The organism is Bartonella sp. JB63, assembly GCF_002022665.1.
Lineage (GTDB): Bacteria > Pseudomonadota > Alphaproteobacteria > Rhizobiales > Rhizobiaceae > Bartonella.
Genome location: NZ_CP019788.1, coordinates 743667 through 761249, shown reverse-complemented (window position 1 = coordinate 761249; position 17583 = coordinate 743667). Strand labels below are relative to the sequence as shown.

The 17583-nt window shown below is 34.4% G+C and carries 17 protein-coding genes and 1 pseudogene; 15 read left to right on the top strand and 3 right to left on the bottom strand.

The features are described from left to right. The first annotated feature begins 272 nt into the window (after positions 1 to 272). The 4 genes from hfq to BJB63x_RS03300 all read left to right on the top strand — a co-directional run bounded on the left by hfq (position 273) and on the right by BJB63x_RS03300 (position 5008). On the top strand, positions 273 to 512 hold the full coding sequence (gene hfq / locus BJB63x_RS03315) for an RNA chaperone Hfq (protein WP_078718998.1): 240 nt from the start codon (positions 273 to 275) through the stop codon (positions 510 to 512). Positions 513 to 576: 64 nt separating this feature from the next. Then, a complete protein-coding gene (gene hflX / locus BJB63x_RS03310; protein WP_078718997.1) occupies positions 577 to 1923 on the top strand; it encodes a GTPase HflX in 1347 nt (448 codons plus the stop codon). A 170-nt stretch (positions 1924 to 2093) separates the two neighbouring features. Continuing rightward, complete coding sequence (locus tag BJB63x_RS03305; protein WP_236823839.1) at positions 2094 to 3782, top strand: hypothetical protein; 1689 nt, start codon at positions 2094 to 2096, stop codon at positions 3780 to 3782. Between the two features lie 149 nt (positions 3783 to 3931). Then, positions 3932 to 5008: a COX15/CtaA family protein gene (locus tag BJB63x_RS03300; protein WP_194284799.1), complete on the top strand. Its 1077-nt coding sequence runs from the start codon at positions 3932 to 3934 to the stop codon at positions 5006 to 5008. Between the two features lie 21 nt (positions 5009 to 5029). On the opposite strand, the pseudogene argC reads toward BJB63x_RS03300, so the two are convergent. Next, positions 5030 to 5964 (bottom strand): annotated as a pseudogene (gene argC, locus BJB63x_RS03295) (N-acetyl-gamma-glutamyl-phosphate reductase). A gap of 319 nt (positions 5965 to 6283) precedes the next feature. Between argC and glyA the strand changes: the two are divergent. The 6 genes from glyA (at position 6284) to nusB (ending at position 10823) form a co-directional block, all read left to right on the top strand. Beyond that, positions 6284 to 7597, top strand: a complete 1314-nt coding sequence (gene glyA, locus BJB63x_RS03290; RefSeq protein WP_078718994.1) for a serine hydroxymethyltransferase — start codon at positions 6284 to 6286, stop codon at positions 7595 to 7597. 12 nt (positions 7598 to 7609) lie between these two features. Continuing rightward, positions 7610 to 8092, top strand: coding sequence for a transcriptional regulator NrdR (gene nrdR / locus BJB63x_RS03285; RefSeq protein WP_078718993.1), 483 nt, complete (start codon positions 7610 to 7612; stop codon positions 8090 to 8092). Further along, positions 8085 to 9212 carry a bifunctional diaminohydroxyphosphoribosylaminopyrimidine deaminase/5-amino-6-(5-phosphoribosylamino)uracil reductase RibD gene (ribD, locus tag BJB63x_RS03280; protein ID WP_078718992.1) on the top strand — a complete coding sequence of 376 codons (1128 nt, stop codon included), beginning with the start codon at positions 8085 to 8087 and terminating at the stop codon, positions 9210 to 9212. The genes nrdR and ribD overlap by 8 nt, the downstream gene beginning before the upstream one ends. Then, positions 9194 to 9811: a riboflavin synthase gene (locus BJB63x_RS03275; protein WP_078718991.1), complete on the top strand. Its 618-nt coding sequence runs from the start codon at positions 9194 to 9196 to the stop codon at positions 9809 to 9811. The genes ribD and BJB63x_RS03275 overlap by 19 nt, the downstream gene beginning before the upstream one ends. Before the next feature lie 80 nt (positions 9812 to 9891). Continuing rightward, positions 9892 to 10350 carry a 6,7-dimethyl-8-ribityllumazine synthase gene (locus BJB63x_RS03270; RefSeq protein ID WP_078718990.1) on the top strand — a complete coding sequence of 153 codons (459 nt, stop codon included), beginning with the start codon at positions 9892 to 9894 and terminating at the stop codon, positions 10348 to 10350. 2 nt (positions 10351 to 10352) lie between these two features. Beyond that, positions 10353 to 10823, top strand: a complete 471-nt coding sequence (gene nusB / locus BJB63x_RS03265) for a transcription antitermination factor NusB (RefSeq protein ID WP_078718989.1) — start codon at positions 10353 to 10355, stop codon at positions 10821 to 10823. Between the two features lie 53 nt (positions 10824 to 10876). Here nusB and BJB63x_RS03260 read toward each other — a convergent pair whose 3' ends face one another. Continuing rightward, on the bottom strand, positions 10877 to 11395 hold the full coding sequence (locus BJB63x_RS03260; RefSeq protein WP_078719533.1) for an outer membrane protein assembly factor BamE: 519 nt from the start codon (positions 11393 to 11395) through the stop codon (positions 10877 to 10879). A gap of 224 nt (positions 11396 to 11619) precedes the next feature. Between BJB63x_RS03260 and BJB63x_RS03255 the strand changes: the two genes are divergently transcribed. The 5 genes from BJB63x_RS03255 to BJB63x_RS03235 all read left to right on the top strand — a co-directional run bounded on the left by BJB63x_RS03255 (position 11620) and on the right by BJB63x_RS03235 (position 15444). Further along, on the top strand, positions 11620 to 12177 hold the full coding sequence (locus BJB63x_RS03255; protein ID WP_078718988.1) for a DUF177 domain-containing protein: 558 nt from the start codon (positions 11620 to 11622) through the stop codon (positions 12175 to 12177). 140 nt (positions 12178 to 12317) lie between these two features. Beyond that, the gene (gene plsX, locus BJB63x_RS03250) at positions 12318 to 13388 is read left to right on the top strand and encodes a phosphate acyltransferase PlsX (RefSeq protein WP_078718987.1); all 1071 of its coding nucleotides are present in this window, start codon (positions 12318 to 12320) and stop codon (positions 13386 to 13388) included. 49 nt (positions 13389 to 13437) lie between these two features. Continuing rightward, on the top strand, positions 13438 to 14409 hold the full coding sequence (locus tag BJB63x_RS03245; protein WP_078718986.1) for a beta-ketoacyl-ACP synthase III: 972 nt from the start codon (positions 13438 to 13440) through the stop codon (positions 14407 to 14409). A 75-nt stretch (positions 14410 to 14484) separates the two neighbouring features. After that, on the top strand, positions 14485 to 14796 hold the full coding sequence (locus BJB63x_RS03240; RefSeq protein WP_078718985.1) for an integration host factor subunit alpha: 312 nt from the start codon (positions 14485 to 14487) through the stop codon (positions 14794 to 14796). A 144-nt stretch (positions 14797 to 14940) separates the two neighbouring features. Then, positions 14941 to 15444, top strand: coding sequence for a MerR family transcriptional regulator (locus BJB63x_RS03235; RefSeq protein ID WP_078718984.1), 504 nt, complete (start codon positions 14941 to 14943; stop codon positions 15442 to 15444). Between the two features lie 44 nt (positions 15445 to 15488). Here BJB63x_RS03235 and thrS read toward each other — a convergent pair whose 3' ends face one another. Beyond that, complete coding sequence (gene thrS, locus BJB63x_RS03230; RefSeq protein ID WP_078718983.1) at positions 15489 to 17465, bottom strand: threonine--tRNA ligase; 1977 nt, start codon at positions 17463 to 17465, stop codon at positions 15489 to 15491. Positions 17466 to 17583: the final 118 nt, after the last annotated feature.

The following is a 17583-nucleotide window of genomic DNA, read 5'->3' as shown; positions in this document are numbered from 1 at the left end:
AGTTATTATTTTCTTTAAATAAAAGAAATATAAACTTTTAAATTTATTTATTAATACACAATAAGTGCTTAGAAGATGTCAAACTTGATATCTGATTTCGCTGATTTTTATGCTCATGATTTATAAATATTATATTCTTCATTAAGATTTAAGAAGTATCTTACGAAATTTTTAGTACGGATACATTGACAAGTTAGTACTTTCAGTCGATATATACTTAATATAAATATTATAATAAATATTTATGCGTTTCCTAGCAAAGGTATAAAATAATGGCAGAACGATCACAACATCTGCAAGATGTGTTTTTGAATGCGGTTCGCAAGCAAAAAATTTCTCTTACAATTTTTCTTGTAAATGGTGTTAAATTGACCGGTATTGTCACGTCATTTGATAATTTTTCTATCCTTCTACGCCGTGATGGGCATACCCAGTTAGTCTATAAACATGCTATTTCTACAATTATGCCAGGGCAATCTTTGCAGCTTTTCGAAAATGAAGATAATAAATAAACGACTTATGACATTATATGTCTTTTATCCTTTTTTTATAATATTTTTATAATATTAAGTTATCATGATAAGTAAAAATGAGAAGTCTGGAAAGTTTATTTCACAGCCTGGGGAAGGTATGTGTGTTGTTATTTTTATACCGATTTATTCCTACGGATATAAGAGGCAAAAAACTTCGAATGAATGCTCACTAGATTCTCGAGTAAAAGAAACATTAGGCTTAGCACGCGCTATTAAGTTGAATGTCGTTCATTATGAAACTGTCAATATTACTACGCCATGTTCTTCAACTTTTTTTAGGATAGGTAAGGTGAATGAATTTGCTCATTATATAAGTGAGTATCATATTAAACTTGCCATTGTGGATCATTTTTTAACACCAATACAGCAGCGTAATCTGGAAAAATTATGGAATTGTAAGGTTATTGATAGGACAGCTTTGATTCTTGAAATTTTTGGTGATCGAGCGCGAACAAAGGAAGGAGTGCTACAGGTAGAATTAGCGCATTTATCTTACCAAAAAAGTAGACTTGTAAGGAATTGGACACATTTGGAGAGGCAACGTGGTGGTAGTGGTTTTTTAGGTGGTCCTGGTGAAACTCAAATTGAAACGGATAGACGTCTTTTGCAAAATAAAATTATTCGTATCCGCCGCGAATTAGAAACGGTCGTTAAAACACGTGCTCTTCATAGAGCTAAAAGAAAAAAGATACCTCATCCTGTTATTGCTTTGGTGGGATACACAAATGCAGGAAAGTCAACACTTTTTAACCGTTTGAGTGATTCTAATGTATTGGCAGAGGATATGTTATTTGCAACTCTTGATCCAACTTTACGTAAAATTGTTCTCCCTCATGGACAAAAAGTTCTTTTATCTGATACTGTGGGTTTCATATCTAATTTACCAACACATTTAATTGTGGCTTTTAGAGCGACCCTTGAAGAAGTTATTGAAGCTGATTTAATTCTTCATGTAAGGGATATATCCGATCCTGATCATTATGCTCGTGCCCAAGATGTTTTTGAAATACTTTCAAGTCTTGGTGTTGATATTAATGACATGGATCATATTGTAGAAATTTGGAATAAGATTGATGTATTGGATCAACATGCATTGGGCACTTTGCAGATCAACTCAAAAAAATTATTAAATCCTGCATTGATGATGTCAGCACTTAGTGGTAAAGGTTTGAAAGAATTGTTAGCGCTCATTGAAAAGAAAATTTTTGGCGATATTCAGAGTGTTGAAGTTATTTTAAAGCCTAATGAAATGAGAATTATTGATTGGTTCTATAAAAATTCTGGTCAGATAGAGCAGAAAAGTAATGATGATGGTTCTGTTACTATTAAAGCAGTACTTACTGCTGAAGCAAAAAAACAATTAAATTATATAAAACAAAATATGTATTGAAATTATCCTAAATAAGAAATTTTTCATTCTTATATTTTCTTACCTCTCAATAATATAAGTTTTAATTAAGAGGATAGTTACTACTTTCTCTTAATAAAAGGGTTTAATGTAGTTTTCTGGTTAAAATTAAAATGAATCTTAAGTGCGATAAAAGCTTGTTAGCACGCATAATGCCGCGAAAAACTCTAATTGCTTTGTTATTAGCGATACACTGTGTGTTGTTGATTTCATTATATTATTTTATTTATCCAAAGCCCTATCAAGCAACATTAACATTTATGTTATCGGATTCTAGAGGGATACCATTATCGATTGATAAACAAAATAATATTATCGCATTACTGTTCTCGCAACCTGTTATTCTAAATTATTCAAATTCTGATAAGGCAATCCCTTATAATGGATATTTGAAAGATTTTTATAAAAATATTCAATTGTTACGCAAAGGTGATTTTATTAATCTTTCTTTTGAAGCAAAAACTGTTGAAGATGCTCGAAAAGGCTTAGAAACCTGGTTTTCAGCTTTTTCTGAGAAGATCATTAAGCAAGAGAAACAATATGATAAAAGCACAATTCTTAATATCTTACAGGCATTTCGTTCATCTATTGTTTCTAACATTTATCGTGAAGCAAAACAGGCCGAGTTTAATAGTCTTTATGCACAATTAACGGATACAATTTTGAGACGTATTCGTTTAAAAAGTTTGAATTCAACTATTAAAATGATGCGTCAACAGGGACAATCTCTATTATCTTTATCATTTATTACGAATAATTCCGCTATTATTGCTCTTGAGGCTAAACTTGATCTCTTGAATACACAAAAGGCTCATATGGCTGTTCAATTAGGCTGGGAGCATCCTCAAATCAAGGCGATGATTGCAGAAAAAAAGGAGCTTTCTACTCAGTTAGAAAATAAGATTTCGCAGATTGTTAATCAAATTCATTCAGATGAGATTATCGCAGAGAGTTTTGAAACACAGTTAAGAGGGAAAATTAGTACTTTTGTGGAGAAGCAATCTCAGTCCTTAAGTCAGATGTTGAACGAGTTAGAAAGTAAAATAAAAAAAGTGATAGATGAACAAAGTCAACAAATAAATATCGATACTCCTCCATTACAAAATATAAAGATTCACATGATAACTCCAATAAAAGTAACTCCAATTTCTTTTATGGATTTTTATAGCAGAGATATTTTTGTTATTGTATTTTTAAGCTTAATCGCTTTGGGGGGAGGGCTATTGTTGCAAAAATATTCTAGAGTTCAAAAAATTCAATCGGAGAAGGAAAGTTTTAAAAGCAATGGTAGTATTTCTTTATTCAAGATGAGAAGAAATGCTGAAACTTTGATTACAATAGAGGAATTGTTAGTTTTCCTGAGATCGCGTGTTTCCACAATTGTTTCAATAATTGGTCCAGAAGCAGCACAAATGGCAGCAAAATTATCTCTTTACCTTATCAAGGAACAAAAAAAGATCTTGTTGGTAGATATTTCTGGGCAGCAAATAGAAAAAATGATTGGCCCACGTCGAGGATTAAGCGATATCTTAACAGGATGTGCGCAATTGCATGATGTTATTTATCATGATTATGATACGGGGATTGATATTTTGCCGAAGGGGTTAACAAATGCTAGGTGTGCAAAAAAATTTTCAAATATTATCCCTCTTATATTGGAAGAATTTAAAAAGGATTATGATTTTATTATTTTAGAAATGGCTGTCGGACCTCAATATGGACTTGAGAAAATTGCAGAATCAACAGACTGTTATGTTTGTAGTGTTCCACTTGATAAACATAATTGGATGGCACATATGGTATATAAGTTTCCAAAAGTTGTTTATCACGTAAACTCATAATTGTAATATGAGAAAATAGTAATAATTATATTTTATAATAAGGCTTTGTTTTTATAGAAAATTAATGTTTGAGTATATTAAAATGAATAAAACTTAAATGTTTAAATTTTTGAAATTTGCAGTTTTAGATGAACTGGAGACAATCAAAAGTGATAATAAAAAGATTGAACGATATAGCTTTGACACCGATGCAAAAACAAAATCGAAGACAGATTCAGATATGGCTTTATGCTGTTTTATTGCTTTGTTTAGCGATTGTTTTAATAGGTGGAGCTACCCGTTTAACAGGGTCTGGATTATCGATAACTGAATGGAAGCCGATTTATGGTGTAATTCCTCCGATTAGTATAGAACAATGGCAGGAAGAGTTCTTAAAGTATCAACAGATAGCTCAGTATAAGGTTCTCAATCGCGATATGACTTTAAATGCATTTAAAGTGATTTTTTTGTGGGAATGGGGACACCGTTTTCTTGGCCGTTTTGTTGGTCTTGTAGCTTTGTTTGGTTTAATTTGGTTTTGGGCTACTAAGCGTATTGAAAAAAAGATTTTTTTTCAGCTTATGGCTGTACCAATTCTTATTGCTATTCAAGGTATTATTGGCTGGTGGATGGTAGCTTCTGGTTTAGGTCAAAGCAATTTGACAAGTGTTAGTCAATATCGTTTAGCAATTCACCTAATAACGGCATGTTTTGTTATTATTTTTGTTACTTATTTATCTCGAGGTCTTACAGAATATTCAGAGCAACCTGCAGATCAAGCAGTACAACGTTTTGCTGGTTGGTTGGTTTTTTGCATTTTAATTGAGATTTATTTTGGTGCTTTAGTTGCCGGTCTCCATGCAGGTAAGGTTTATAATACATGGCCATTGATGGATGGACAGATTGTACCTGATGGATTACTAAATTATAATCCGTTTTGGCTCAGTTTATTTGAAAATCCTTTGACAGTGCAATTTATACATCGTTTTTTTGCTTATTTTTTATTTATTATAGCGATTATTCATGTTTTGTATGTAAATAAAAAAAATCCCCACTCAACGCATGCTCGTCGTGCATTTTTGTTATTTATTATCATAGTCGTTCAGGCATTTTTGGGTATTATTACATTATTAAATGAAGTACCAATTAGTTGGGCTCTTATTCATCAAAGTATTGCATTGGTAGTATTGTGCTTTTCAGTTGCTCATTGGCGTGCCACCAAGGGAGCATATCTTGCGCTTAAATGAGAATTCTTCCTTAAGAAAATTTCACTTTGCTGAGATCATTAAATCAAGATTTTGAACAACGGATGCAGATGCTCCCTTTCCCAGATTATCTAATATAGAACAAAGATTGAAAATACCTTCATTTTCATTGCCAAAAACAAAAAGTTTCATATTATCTTTATGTGCTAAAGATTCTGGATCTAGTTTGGTTAGTGTTTCGGTTTCTTCTTTTGATGCAATGGATATTGTATTTTGTCCATTGTAATAAATAGAAAGAATTTCACGAAGATTAGAACAACTAGCTGATTTTATGAATAAATTGCGATGTAGAGGAATATTAACAATCATTCCTTGAGGAAAACGACCAACACTTGGTACAAAAACGGGTGTTTGCTTTATCTGTCCGTGAATTTTGATTTCTGCAATATGTTTATGATTAAGATTCAGGCTATAAATAAAATAGTTTTCCTTTAAGGAGTCTTGCCGAGATTGATTTTCCATTTGAGCAATTAATTGTTTACCACCACCGGTATAACCAGATATAGCGTTAATTGATATTGGGTAATGAGAATCTATTAAACCTGCTTCACGTAATGGTCGAATCAAACTAATTGCACCAGTTGGATAACATCCAGGATTTGCAACGTAGCGTGCTTCTTGTATATGTTTTTTTGTCCTGTTGTCATTTCAGGAAAGCCGTAGACCCAATTTGGAGCAATACGGTGTGCTGTTGAGCTGTCAATAACTCTAATTTTTTTGTTATTTTTAAGTAGTTTAATTGTTTCTCGTGCGGCTTTATCTGGAAGACATAAAATAACAATGTCAGCTTCATTAAGACAATCTTTTCGAGAATCAAGTTTATGTCGATCTTCATGAGGAATAGATAACAACTCTAAATCAGAACGTTTTGCTAATCGTTTTTGTATTTGTAGTCCAGTTGTTCCGTGTTCACCATCAATAAAAATTTTTGTTGCCATCCGTTATCCTTAAATTCAATTTTTTCTGTTAGGTCTAGCTTTTAATATCATATTCAATAAATGATTGGATATCTTAGAACTACAGCTTATTATTTTTCCTGTTTGAAAAGGGTGTAATAAATTACGTATATAAGTTTTAGCATGTAATTTGTGCATTATTTATTTTTGTGAAGATAGCGTTTATTTCTTAAAATAACAAAAGCATAGGCTGAATTCTTACTGTATTTACAGTTTTAAATTTAAATTTTTCAAAAGATTTTGTCTATAAGATTTGCTGTGTTACCTTCTATTACTTTAATTTTAATGTTAGGACATATTTATGACCAAGCCAGCAAATGATCTGCATGAATGTTTTTTTAATGATAGTTTACAAGTTGCTGATTCTGTAATGTTTGATGCAATCAATGGTGAGCTTCAACGTCAGCGCTATGAGATTGAATTAATCGCCTCAGAAAATATTGTTTCAAGGGCAGTTCTTGAAGCACAGGGATCGATTTTGACCAATAAGTACGCAGAGGGTTATCCAGGAAAACGTTATTATGGTGGTTGTCATTTTGTTGATTTGGTTGAAGAATTAGCAATTGAACGAGCAAAAAAGCTTTTTGATGCAGCTTTTGTAAATGTTCAGCCTAATTCTGGTAGCCAAATGAATCAAGCTGTATTTTTAGCCTTGCTTCAGCCCGGTGATACATTTATGGGGCTGGATTTGAATTCTGGTGGTCATCTCACTCATGGTTCACCCGTTAATATGTCAGGCAAATGGTTTAATGTTGTTTCTTATGGTGTGCGTCAAGAAGATCAACTTCTGGATATGGAGGAGGTAGAGCGTTTGGCAAAAGAGCATAAGCCAAAGCTTATTTTAGCAGGTGGATCGGCTTACTCACGCGTATGGGATTGGAAATGGTTTCGTGAAATTGCAGATGAAATTGGAGCGTATTTGATGGTTGATATGGCTCATATTGCAGGTTTAGTTGCTGGTGATGTTCACCCTTCGCCTGTACCATATGCTCATGTTGTAACTACTACAACGCATAAATCATTACGCGGTCCCCATGGTGGTATGATATTGACGAATGATGAAGTCTTAGCCAAAAAAATTAATATGGCAGTTTTTCCCGGTCTTCAAGGTGGCCCTTTAATGCATGTTATTGCAGCTAAGGCTGTTGCATTGAAAGAGGCTTTGCAACCTGCTTTCAAAGATTATATTGCTAATGTAGTTGTTAATGCTAAAACTTTAGCAGAAAGTTTAAAAAATAATGGTTTTAATATTGTTTCTGGTGGTACAGACAATCATCTATTTTTAATAGATTTGCGTTCTAAAAATATAACAGGAAAGGCGGCAGAGCAAGCTTTGGGGCGCGCTAATATTATTTGCAACAAAAATAGTATTCCATTTGATCCCGAGAAGCCATCGATAACTTCAGGGATTCGTTTGGGTACACCTGCAGCAACAACACGTGGTTTTACAGAAAGTGAGTTTACTCAAATTGGAAATTTCATTGCAGAGGTTCTTGATGGTCTTAGTTTGGCACAAAGCGATGGAAATAATACTTCAGTTGAAATGGCTGTCAAAAAGAAGGTAAATGCTATGGTAAGTAAATTTCCTCTTTATTCTTATTTGAGTTCTTGTTGAGGTTTAGAAAAGATGCGTTGCCCTTATTGTCAATGTGAAGATACACAGGTTAAAGATTCACGTCCTACGGAAGAGGCAACAGTCATTCGTCGTCGACGTGTATGTTCTGTTTGTGGTGGTCGTTTTACAACTTTTGAACGTGTTCAACTACGTGAACTTTTTGTTCTAAAAAAAAGTGGTCGGTGTGAGTTGTTCGATCGTGATAAATTAATGCGGTCGGTTAATATAGCAGTACGTAAGCGTGATATTGATCCTGAGTATATTGAACAAGCGATTTCCGGTATTGTGCGCCAGCTTGAAAGTTTGGGAGAGCCTGAGATTCCTTCAGAAAAAATTGGTCATCTTGTGATGGAATCTTTAAAAGGTATTGATGCTATTGCTTATATTCGTTTTGCTTCTGTATATCGCGATTTTCGTAATGCGAGTGATTTTCATAATGTGATAGACGAATTATCAAAAGGTGCAACTGATATAGAATCTTGTTTTGATGAGTAAAGAGGCACAAGATAATCGATTTATGGCTGCTGCTATTCGCTTAGCAGAACGTCATATTGGTCTTACGGGTGAAAATCCTTCTGTTGGTGCATTAATTGTAAAAAATAGTGAGACAGACGCATCTATTGTTGGTTATGGTGTGACTGCTGTTCAGGGAAGACCTCATGCCGAAGTGCAAGCTTTACTGATGGCTGGTTCTTTAGCCCATGGTGCGACTGCCTATATCACTTTGGAGCCGTGTTCACATTATGGAAAAGCTCCACCATGTGTTAATGCACTTATAAGTGCAGGTATTGCTCGAGTTGTTATTGCTCTTTCTGATCCTGATCAGCGAGTGTATGGTCGTGGTATTGCTCTTTTACGTGCAGCGGGTATTGAAGTTGTTGAAGGAGTTTTGGCTGAAGAGGCTTTTGAAACATTAAGTGCTTATTTATGTGTAAAGAAATTGCAGCGTTGTGAAGTCACTTTAAAAATGGCTATTTCCGCAGATAATGGTGTAGGCAAAAAAGGGCAAAATAATGTAGAGATTAGTGGAGAAATTTCTCGCGCACAAACTCATATTCTTCGTGCTCAAAATGATGTTATTATGGTTGGTATTGGTACTATATTAGCAGACGATCCACAATTAGATTGTCGTTTGCCAGGACTTGAAATGCGTTCACCTATACGTGTTATTTTAGATAAAAATTTATGTATTCCTCTTGATGCAAAAGTCGTGCAAACTGCAGCGAATATCCCAACATGGGTGATTTGTGGTACAGTTCTTTCGAAAAGAAGAAAAAAAATAATTTTAGAACAATACGGTGTAACTGTATATTCAGTGGAGGAAGCTAACAATAATTTGATACCGCCTCTTACTATTTTAAAGTTACTTTATCAGCGTAAAATCAATAGTGTTTTACTTGAGGGAGGAGCAAAGACAGGAGAAATATTTTTAAGTTCTGGTTGTGTGGATCGTTTGATATGTTTTTATGCGCCGATTATTTTAGGAGAAGATCGAATTAAGGCTCCTTATTTTGAATCTTATCTTTCAGAGTTTAATGAAATTGAAATGAGAATGCTGGGAAATGACTGTTTGTACAAATGGAGGCGTAAGATATTATGTTCACGGGGATCATAACGGATATTGGTTGTGTTGAAGATATTCAACCTTTAAAGCAAGGAATACGTTTAAATATTTCTACTCATTATGATGTCGAGAGTTTAAAAATAGGCACATCAATTGCATGTTCAGGTATTTGTTTGACAATTGTTGAGCGTGCACTAAAATCTACAACTACTCATTTGTTTGCTGTTGAGGCATGGGAAGAAGCGCTGTGTTTGACTAATCTTACACAATGGACAAAAGGAACTTTTGTTAATTTAGAGCGTTCGTTACGGCTTGGTGATGAAATGGGGGGACATCTGGTTTTTGGCCATATCGATGGTCTAGCTGAGATTATTGACAAAAAAAATGAAGGTGATTCGACTCGTTTTCATTTACAAGTTCCAATGCAATTAGCTCCCTTTATTGCAGAAAAAGGTTCTATTGCACTTAATGGAACATCACTAACTGTTAATTATGTTGAAGATAATATTTTTGATGTTCTTATTATCCGTCATACGCTTAAGATGACAACATGGGGACAAGCTAAAATTGGAGATCAGGTAAATTTAGAAGTTGATCAATTGGCTCGTTATGTAGCTAGACTTTCAGGTTTTAAAATGAAAAATAAATAAGATGGAAAATTATTATATTTTTCTTAGACTTGAGATTGTGTAATTTTAAGTTTCTTTATTAATTTTCTGATGGGAGCTATATGACAAAAAATACACATAAAAAATTGCATGTTTTGATTGTTGAAGCGCGTTTTTATGATAAAATTTCCCACTCTCTTCTTGCAGGTGCGGTTAGTGTTTTGCAAAATGCTGAAGTGAGTTACGATATTGTAACTGTTCCAGGAGCTTTAGAAATTCCAGGGGCAATATCCATTGCTGAAAAAAATAACGAAGTATGCTATGATGGTTATATAGCGCTTGGTTGTATTATTCGAGGTGAAACATATCATTTTGAAATTGTGGCTAATAATTCTTGTCGCGCATTGATGGATTTAACTGTTTATCAACAATTGGCTATTGGCAATGGCATTTTGACCGTTGAAAATGAATTTCAAGCATGGGATCGTGTGAGAAACAATGAAACGAATAAAGGTGGTTTTGCTGCTCAAGCTGCTTTATGTATGATTGCTCTAAAGAAGAAATTTGGAGATAATCATTAAATATGGCTGATATAAAAAGCAAGGATTCTCTACGTTTAGCTAATAAACGAGGAGCAGCAAGGCTCGCTGCTGTGCAAGCACTTTATCAAATGGATATAGTTGGCACTGGCATTATAGAAATAATAGCTGAATATGAAGCTTATCGTTTAGGAAAAAATATTGATGGTGATCAGTATCTTGATGCTGATTTTCAATGGTTTCGTTCTATTATTGTTGGTGTTGTAAAAGATCAAAAACAGCTTGATCCTATGCTTCATCAAAAACTTTCTGAAGAATGGGCGCTCTCACGGCTTGATTCTACATTACGGGCAATTTTACGCGCAGGTTTATGGGAGTTAATAAACCGCAAAAATGTGCCTGTTGCTGTTATTATGAATGAATATGTCGATATAGCAAAAGCTTTTTTTGAAAGTGATGAACCGAGGCTTGTCAATGCAGTTCTTGACAGTATAGCAAAGGAAATTCGCTGCTAAATAACGATAAAATCCCGGTACTATCGGGATTTAAATTGAATATTCTTAAAAAACTAATGACTTACAATCGGATCATCATTAGGATCTGGAGCGCCTTTGATAAGCTGGATCAAAAATGGTTGATCATTGCCACCGGTTGGTGTCGTCTGTGTAATAAAGTCAAAAATTTTCCCATCCTGTAGACCATAATTTGCTATTTTTGTAACTTGACGATTTTTGTTAAAATAAATAGCCAAAACTTTACGGTCGGTAATTTTGGTCTTCATAAATCGCATTTTTCTATATCTAGTTTGTGAAATATAATAGAAAATCTCATTATCATAATTTGTTTTTAGAGAGGGAGATCCTAAAGCTAAAAGAACTTGTTCTTGACTCGAACCTACAGCAACAGAATCAAGGGCATTTTTGTCAAGAATATAACCTTCTTGATATATTTGGCTCGAATTGAGAGAATTATATATCTGATTTGAGCTTAAAGGAATAATTGAATCACAACCTGCAATTCCCATTACGCTTGCTATTGAGAGGCCAATCAATAATTTACGTTTAGTTAAGTTTATTATGTAGGGTATTTCAAACAATGATATCTCCATTTATAATTATAATGTATGATGAAATGTGACCTCAAGTTTTTCTTAAACTTTTGATTTAATATCATTCACCATATCTTACGTTAATTTCCTTATATTATAATGACATATAGAGTTTCTTTAGAAAAGAAGAAATTTCATAAAATATAATCTGGTCAAATAGAAAACACAGTATAATATAATCTATTTACTTTTTGGAGTTTCTAATGGCTGTTTCAAGTATTTCTCAAATGGAATTTACTTTAACTTATCTAGTATCAGTGCGCTCATTACCTATAAAAGGAATAAAGGTCCATATTTGCGCAGATCAGCAGGAATGTGCATATTTGGCTAAGAATCACAATTTAGTTGATATAAAATTTTTTGAGGGAGAATTTTGTATTTTACCATGGAAAAAACGCGGAGTACGTGTAAAAGGTTTATTACAAGCAAGTATAATACAATTATGTGTTATTACATTAGAACCTCTGGAAGATATTATCTATGAGAATATTAATATTGTCTTTGTTCCTGAAGATTCAGATTTGGTTAAACCTAAAATATCCGAGGATACTGGCGAATTATTTTTAGATGCGGAGGGGCCAGATATACCAGAGGTGTTTGATGGTGATAAGATTGATATTGGTGCAATCATGGAAGAATTTCTAGAGTTATCAATTAATCATTATCCACGCAAAGAAGGGATTAATCTAGGTATGATTAAAAATTTGGAAAAAGCTAAACAAAATTCGTCACCCTTTTCTATTTTGAAAAAGTGGAAGTGATTGTAAATCATATAAAAAGAAATTGTTTATTGTATGTTGGTATAAAAACAGTTCTTTTTAAGAAGAAGTTGTAGCGATAATTTTATAATTGTTTGATAGCAAGCAGTTGCGATGTGAATTAAAGATATAGGATAAAAAGCGTGATTAAAATTTCTGTGGATGTAATGGGCGGTGATTATGGTCCAGAAGTTACTCTTGCGGGGGCTGCAATTGCTAAGAAATATTTGCCAAATATTCATTTTTTGTTTTATGGCGTAGGTGAAGTTGTTGAACCGATTTTAAAAAAATACCCTCACTTGGTTGCAGCGTCATGCTTTTATCCTACAGAAGGTTATACACGCATGGATGAAAAACCAAGCCAAGCGCTTCGTACTGGACGTGGTAAATCATCAATGTGGCATGCGATTGAAGCCGTAAAAAATGGCGAGGCTGATGCTTGTGTTTCTGCTGGTAATACTGGTGCACTTATGGCAATGTCTTATTTTTGTTTAAAAATGATGGCAGAAGCTGAACGTCCTGGTATTGCTGGTGTTTGGCCAACTCTTCGTGGTGAGAGTATTGTTTTAGATATTGGTGCGACAATTGGTGCATCTGCTAGTCAGTTGGTTGATTTAGCAGTTATGGGTGCTGGAATGTTCCGGGTTTTATATAATATTGAAAAACCAAGCGTTGGGTTATTAAATGTGGGAGTAGAAGCGGTTAAAGGCTTGGATGAAATAAAGAAAGCAGGAATAATATTACATAAAGTCCAATTAGATGGTTTAGAATATAAAGGATTTATTGAAGGAAATGATATTGGAAAAGGAACCATTGATGTTGTTGTTACTGAGGGATTTTCTGGTAATATTGCTTTAAAGGTTGCAGAAGGAACTGCGCGACAGATAGTGGAACTCTTAAATGTTACTATGCGTAGTTCTATTTTTTCATATTTTGGTTACCTTATATCACGAAGTGCTTTTCGTAAATTGAAACATAAAATGGATCCCGATAGGTTTAATGGTGGTGTTCTTTTAGGCTTAAATGGTATTGTTATAAAAAGTCATGGTGGTGCTACCGCTAGCGGTTTTGCTTCTGCTATTCGTGTTGGTTATGAAATGGTGAGTAATGGACTCTTAAAAGAAATAGCCACAGATTTACGACTCTTTCATGAGAGCAAAGCATCACTTTTGGATGATGAAGGTGAGGCTGTAATGAATATGGAGGTAGTATGATAAGTATTCGCAATATAAAGAAGAAGCTTCAGGAGAAGGTTAAGGAGACATGATTCGATCAGTTATTTGTGGTGTAGGAAGCGCCTTACCAAAAAAAAGCTTATCGAATGATGAGATTGCGAAGTTGGTTAAAACATCTGATTCGTGGATTGTTCAACGCACAGGAATTCGTCAACGTTATATTGCTACTGATAATGAAACTACCGTTTCTTTAGGAATAAAAGCTGCGCAAGCAGCTCTGATAAATTCTGGTATGACAGTAAAAGATATTGATTGTATTATTCTAGCAACTTCAACACCTAACCGTACTTTCCCTGCTTCTGCTGTTGAAATTCAGTGGGCTTTGGGAATGAAACATGGCTTTGCCTTTGATATTCAAGCTGTCTGCTCTGGTTTTATTTTTGCTTTGGTAACAGGAGATGCTTATCTGCGCTGTGGAGCAGCTAAGAGGATTTTAGTGATTGGATCTGATACATTTTCTCGAATTTTAGATTGGCAAGATCGTACAACATGTATTTTATTTGGTGATGGTTCAGGCGCAGCTATTTTAGAAGCAAAAAAATTTGAAGGTACTTCTGCTGATTATGGTATATTATCTGCTAAATTGCGTTCTGATGGTGAATATGCTGATAAGCTGTACGTTGATGGTGGTCCTTCAACAACACAAACAACAGGTTATTTACGTATGGAAGGACGGGAGGTCTTTAAACATGCAGTTAATATAATAACTGATGTCGTTGATGATTGTTTTGCAGCTGTTGAGATGAAGCCTTCTCAATTAGATTGGTTTGTGCCTCATCAAGCTAATAAACGTATTATTGAGGCATCAGCTAAAAAGTTAGGAATCACAAAAGACCGGATTGTCATTACCATTGATCAGCATGGTAATACATCTGCAGCTTCGGTACCACTAGCTTTAGCAACTGCTGTTCAAGATGGAAGAATTAAAAAAGGAGATCTTATTATGCTAGAAGCTATGGGTGGAGGTTTTACATGGGGAGCGATTCTTATCCGCTGGTAAGTTGGCCACTTGATCATATTTAAATGAAACGTATAAATTTCTTTGTAATTTTTAATATTTAAATAGGTGATGATAATGACAAGTAAGACAATAACACGTGCAGATTTGGCTGGCGCTGTTTGTAGAAAAGTGGGCTTGTCACACACTGAATCAGCTGATTTAGTTGAGTTAGTATTGGATGAAATTTGCAATTCACTTATCAAAGGTGAAATGGTTAAATTATCTTCTTTTGCGACTTTTCAAGTTCGTAATAAAAATGAACGAGTTGGACGAAATCCAAAAACAGGGGTTGAAGCGTCCATCCCACCAAGGCGTGTAGTAACATTCAAGGCTGCAAATGTTCTGAAGAAAAGAATTTTAGATACACATCGTGCAAAAAGAAAATAATTTTGTACAAATAAACATTATTAAGATATTTGTTTTTTGTTAAATAATTTTATATTTATTAAACTGATCAATCTCATTAAGAAATCTTAAATTGATCAATAACCATAAAATCATTGATGTAATTTTAGGATGAGGTATTATAAAATGGATAAAAGCCCCGATGCTTTTCGCACAATTAGTGAAGTGGCTGATTTGTTGGGGATTCCGCAGCATGTATTAAGATTCTGGGAAACACGGTTTGGTCAGATTAAACCATTGAAACGTGGGGGTGGGCGTCGTTATTATCGACCTAATGATATTGATTTACTCAATGGTATCAAACAATTACTTTACGGACAGGGTTATACTATAAAAGGTGTACAACGTATTTTAAAGGAGAAAGGTTCTTCTTTTGTTATTGCGCTTGGTAATGGTGATATTGATGCTATGAATGTTGTAATAGAAAAAAAATGTGCAGAACAGGGATTCAAATCTGTTCCAACTAAGTCAAAAAAGACAGCTTTTGGGCTTTTGGGGTTTATGAAGAGTGAAGGGGAAGCATCGGTTGGTGCTATTAATAATCATCGGGATAAAACTGATAAAGTATTATTGCAGGAAGTACTGTTTGAGTTAATTGAGTGTAAACGCGTTCTCGACAAAGCTCGATAATCATAACCGATTATTAATTTGTGGTATTTTTTGTGTTTATAGTATCAGGTGTTGATTAAACGACATAAATCTGGTGGTGTCGATTCATCTAGTAATTTTTTAGTCACTTCTTCTATAGATAAAAAAGTCTGCTCTACACTTCCTAAGCGGCGCATATTGACACTATTTGTTTCAGCTTCGCGTTTACCACACACTAAAATTACAGGAATTTTTTGTAAAGAATGTTCACGTATTTTGTAGTTAATTTTTTCATTACGGCAATCCAATATCACTGAAAGACCAATAGCTTTGAGTTTTGCTGTTATTTTTTTTGCATACTCATTTGCATCGGATGTAATCGTTGCCACAACAATCTGTTGAGGCGCAAGCCAAAACGGTATATGACCAGAAAAGTTTTCGATTAATATACCGAGAAAACGTTCCATTGATCCAAAAATAGCTCGATGGATCATAACAGGCTGACGTTTTTCTGAATCCTTATCAATATAGAATGCTCCAAAGCGCTCAGGTAAATTAAAGTCTACTTGCGTTGTTCCGCATTGCCATTCGCGACCGATAGCATCTTTCAGTGTGTATTCAAATTTTGGTCCATAAAATGCACCCTCACCAGGAAGAATACTTATTTTAATACGCCCTGAAGATTTTTTCTCAATAGTTTTAAGAACAGATGTCATGATATTTTCGGCATGGTCCCATAACTTATCTGAACCAACACGTTTTTCTGGGCGTGTTGAGAGTTTAAGGCTAATTTCTTCAAAACCAAAATCGGCATAGGTTGATAAAATCAAATCATTAATATTAAGGCATTCATCAGCTAATTGTTCTTCAGTGCAAAAAATATGTGCATCATCTTGTGTAAAGCTACGTACTCGCATAAGACCATGTAAAGAGCCTGAAGGCTCATAACGGTGAACAAGCCCAAATTCAGCTAGTCTAATGGGCAAATCACGGTAAGATTTTAAACCATGTTTAAAGATCTGCACATGGCCAGGACAATTCATTGGTTTAAGAGCATAAATATATTCATTCTTCCAATCATCAGCCACTGGAATTGTTTTGAACATATTTTCTTTGTACCATTCCCAGTGACCTGACACTTCCCAAAGTGACTTATCAAGAACTTGAGGTGCCTGAACTTCAGCATATTTATGATCATCGAGACGACGACGCATGTAACTAATCAAATTTTGGAACATTTTCCAACCTTTAGGATGCCAAAAAATCATTCCTGGACTTTCCTCTTGAAAATGAAATAAATCCATTTCACGTCCTAAGCGGCGATGATCTCGTTTTTCAGTCTCTTCTAGCATATGAAGATAGGCTTTTAAGTCATTTTCATTAGTAAATGCTGTACCATAAATTCTCGTTAACATAGGGTTATTAGCATCACCACGCCAATAAGCACCTGCAACTTTCATCAATTTGAATGCATTACCAATTTGTCCAGTAGATTGCATATGCGGACCACGGCAAAGATCAAACCAGTCGCCTTGATAATAGACTTTCAAATCTTGATCATCAGGGACAGCATCAATAAGCTCGATTTTATAGAGTTCATTTTTTTCAAAAAAAATCTTTTTAGCTTTTTCACGAGACCAAATTTCTTTTCTAAAAGGTTGATTTCGTTGAATAATTTCACGCATTTTTTTTTCAATGATAGTGAGGTCATCTAATGTAAAAGGTTGTTTACGTGCAAAATCATAATAAAAACCGTTTTCAATAACTGGACCGATTGTAACTTGCGTTTCAGGAAAAAGCTCTTGTACTGCTTCAGCTAAAACATGGGCGCAATCATGGCGTATCAATTCAAGTGCACGTGGATCATCGCGAATGATAATTTCTACTTTTCCAGATTTTCCTAATGGGTCTGAAAGATCCCTAAGAACTCCATCAAAACTATAGGCAACTGCTTTTTTCGCGAGGGACTTGGAAATAGATTCGGCTAATTCTAAGCCAGTTATTTCGGTTGGGTAATCGCGTTTTGAGCCATCAGGAAAAGAAAGAGAAATAGAGCAAGACATAAGGAACCTTTTTAATCCAATTCCGCTAACGGTTGCGGATGGTTTCGTGAACATTTAGCAAAACAATCAATTAAAACTAATAGGCTAGTTTTCTATCAATTCTTTTTATGCATAACGC